At 71.2% G+C, this 2,871-nt stretch carries 4 protein-coding genes and 1 pseudogene; 1 reads left to right on the forward strand and 4 read right to left on the reverse strand.

Translation table 11 applies throughout. The features are described 5' to 3' along the window. The 3 genes from DD1DGNOD_RS19635 to DD1DGNOD_RS19645 form a co-directional block, all read right to left on the reverse strand. The coding region (locus DD1DGNOD_RS19635; RefSeq protein WP_131770780.1) for an NAD kinase at positions 1-856 on the reverse strand (856 nt) is incomplete at its 3' end. A gap of 13 nt (positions 857-869) precedes the next feature. Continuing rightward, the gene (locus tag DD1DGNOD_RS19640) at positions 870-1,880 is read right to left on the reverse strand and encodes a TlyA family RNA methyltransferase (RefSeq protein ID WP_131770783.1); all 1,011 of its coding nucleotides are present in this window, start codon (positions 1,878-1,880) and stop codon (positions 870-872) included. A gap of 20 nt (positions 1,881-1,900) precedes the next feature. Next, entirely contained in the window at positions 1,901-2,098 is a 198-nt protein-coding gene (locus DD1DGNOD_RS19645) for a hypothetical protein (protein WP_131770781.1), read from the reverse strand. Between the two features lie 213 nt (positions 2,099-2,311). Between DD1DGNOD_RS19645 and DD1DGNOD_RS19650 the strand changes: the two genes are divergently transcribed. Continuing rightward, the gene (locus DD1DGNOD_RS19650; RefSeq protein ID WP_131770782.1) at positions 2,312-2,650 is read left to right on the forward strand and encodes an SCP2 sterol-binding domain-containing protein; all 339 of its coding nucleotides are present in this window, start codon (positions 2,312-2,314) and stop codon (positions 2,648-2,650) included. A 60-nt stretch (positions 2,651-2,710) separates the two neighbouring features. On the opposite strand, the pseudogene DD1DGNOD_RS19655 reads toward DD1DGNOD_RS19650, so the two are convergent. Continuing rightward, positions 2,711-2,871: pseudogene (locus DD1DGNOD_RS19655) on the reverse strand (haloacid dehalogenase); the annotation flags it as partial.

The following is a 2,871-nucleotide window of genomic DNA, read 5'->3' on the forward strand; positions in this document are numbered from 1 at the left end:
CCGGAAGGTCGAACTTCGCCACCAGCCGGTCGGTGAAGGGCCGCGGGCGCACCACGGCGAGCCGCACCGGACGGCGTCCCCGCACAACCTCGACCCGGGAGAACGCCTCGACGTTCACCGATCGCCGGCCGTCGCAGGCCAGGACAGCCGGCGTCGAGGGGAGCACCTCGATCGCGACCGACGACGTCGGGGCCAGCACCAGGGGGCGGGCGAACAGGGCATGGGCGCTGATCGGCGCGACCAGCAGAGCCTCGACACCCGGCCACATGACCGGGCCGCCGACCGAGAACGCATACGCCGTCGACCCGGTGGGGGTCGAACAGATCATGCCGTCACACCCCCACCGGGACAGCGGGCGGTTGTCGACCTCGAGGACGCACTCGAGCATCCGGGAGCGGTCGACCTTCTCCAGCGACATTTCGTTGAGCGCCCAGCCCTGGTAGGTCAGCTCGCCGCGGTGGCGGACTGTCACGTCGACGGTCATCCGCTCCTCGACCCGGTAGTCCTTGCGGACGACATGATCGACCGTGGACTCCAGCGCGTCCGGTTCGGCCTCGGCGAGAAAACCGACATGGCCGAGGTTGACCCCGAGCAGGGGCGCGTCGGCGGTACGCGCGAGCTCCGCCCCCCGCAGCAGGCTGCCGTCCCCACCGAGCACGAGGACCAGTTCGACCCCGAGCGCGGCGGCGTCGTCCGGTGGGACCACGTTCTCGCAGCGCAGGTCGAGCAGTTCGGCCTCGTCCCGCAGGACTCGCGGAGCAACCCCGGCGGCGACGAACTGGTCCAGCACCCGCTGGGCGATCTCCCGTACGACCGACCGGCGTGGGTGGGTCACCACCAGGACTTCCCGGCTCACTGGATTTCCCGACTCATCGGCGGCCCTCGTCGCACTCGGTGGACGGCTCGGAATCAGGATCAGGCTCAGCGGGAAAGGCAGGATCGGCGCAGGGTGCGGAAGCCTCCGACCGGACGGATCCTGATTCTCCGTCCGCGGGCACGGCTGCCGGCGCACCCGCGGACCCACCGGCCGGACCGGCCGCGATCGCGGAGGTGATCGCCTCGGTCAGCCGCGGCGGCGGCATCGGCGGGGCGTCCCCGGCGAGCCACAGCAGGTACTCGACGTTGCCCGCGGGCCCCGGCAGCGGGCTCGCGACGACTCCACGCACGCCGAGTGACAGCCGGGCCCCGGCATCGGCCACCTCCCGCACCGCGCGGGCGTGCAGTGCCACGTCGCGCACCACCCCGCCCGGCCCGAGGTCCGCACGCCCGACCTCGAACTGCGGTTTGACCAGGACGACGAAGTCGGCGTCCGGCCGGGCACACGCCCGAAGCGCCGGCAACACCAGCCGCAACGAGATGAACGACAGATCCGCCACAACCACGTCGACGGGCCCGCCGATCGCCTCGGCGGTGAGAAAACGGACGTTGGTGCGCTCGAGGACAGCAACCCTGGGGTCGGTACGCAGCTGCCAGGCCAGCTGGCCGTATCCGACGTCGACCGCCACGACCTCGGCGGCGTCGTGGCGCAGCAGCACGTCGGTGAAGCCGCCGGTGGACGCCCCGGCGTCCAGGCAGCGCCGCCCGGCCACCCGAAGCCGCAGCCGGCTTCCCCCAGCGCCTTCCGTGGCACTTCCAGCGGCACTTCCGCCGAAGGTGGACAGGGCCGCGAGCAGCTTGTGGGCGCCCCGGGAGGCGTAGCCGGGGTCGTCACCGGCAACGATCACAATCGGTGTCGTGTCGTCCACGACCGTGGCGGGCTTGGTCGCCGGACACCCGGACACCCGGACCCGACCCCCCGTGATCGCTTCGCTGGCCTGCTCACGGGAGCGCACCAGACCGCGCCGGACGAGTTCACGGTCCAGCCGCGTCCTGCGGACCACGACGGGACCCCTCGTCCTGGTCACGCCGACGTCCGGCCGGGCGGCGCGGCATCCGGTCGCGGCGAGGCGGCGGCGCGGCCGTCCAGATCCGCCAGCACGCCGTCCAGCAGACGGTGGACCTCCTCGAAGACAGCGACGTGAACCGACACCGGCAACGCCGGCAGCCGGTCCACCTGCGCGAGCGCGGCCCGAACATCGTCCGGGACGTCAACGGTCATAAGGTGTCCTCTTCCGCGGCAACGGCGGCAGGGCCGTCACCCCGCGGCACGCCGCTATCGTCCCATCCAGCATGCCGGATCCCGTCCACGGTATTGACTGTTGCAGCCGGGTGCATCGCGGCAGTCCTGGCAGGCTGCTGGTCCCGGCCATGGCACGGCGCAGCCTGCCGGCGGCGGAAGGCACGGCACGACCGAAGGGAGGAATCGACCGGTATGGCAACCATGCAGCAGTGCGCGACGGCGTTGCGCACGTTGGCGGAGCGACTCAACGAACTCACCGACGACCGCCTGCGTAGCCTGACCCCCGACCGCACGATCATATGCAGGATTCCCGATCTCGGAGCAAGCTTCTCCGCGGAACTGCGTGACGGCAGTGTCCTCGACATCAACGAAGGGGATCGCACGGCAGCGCAGGTGACCGTCACGGTGAACAGCGACGACCTGATCGCTGTCACCGACGGTAGCTTGGAGTTCACCTCGGCATGGGCCAGCGGCCGCCTGAAAGTGGACGCCAGCATGCGGGACCTGTTGCGGATGCGTTCACTGTTGTAGGCCCGCGGCCCGTCACAGGACCTGCGGCATCACACGGGATTGATTTCAGCTGGAATCGGTTCAGTCGAGATCGGCGCAACCGGGCGGACGTTCACCGGCCAGTTCCCGCACGGGGTCGTCCCCGTCCGCGGCTGCCCACACGGCCGCACACGCCGCTCGCAGCGCGTCCAAACCGTCGTCCTCCCGCGAACCCTCCCCCGGCGAACCCTCCCCCGGCGAAC

The sequence above is a fragment of the Candidatus Protofrankia californiensis genome (assembly GCF_900634765.1).
Taxonomy (GTDB): Bacteria; Actinomycetota; Actinomycetes; order Frankiales; family Frankiaceae; genus Protofrankia; species Protofrankia californiensis.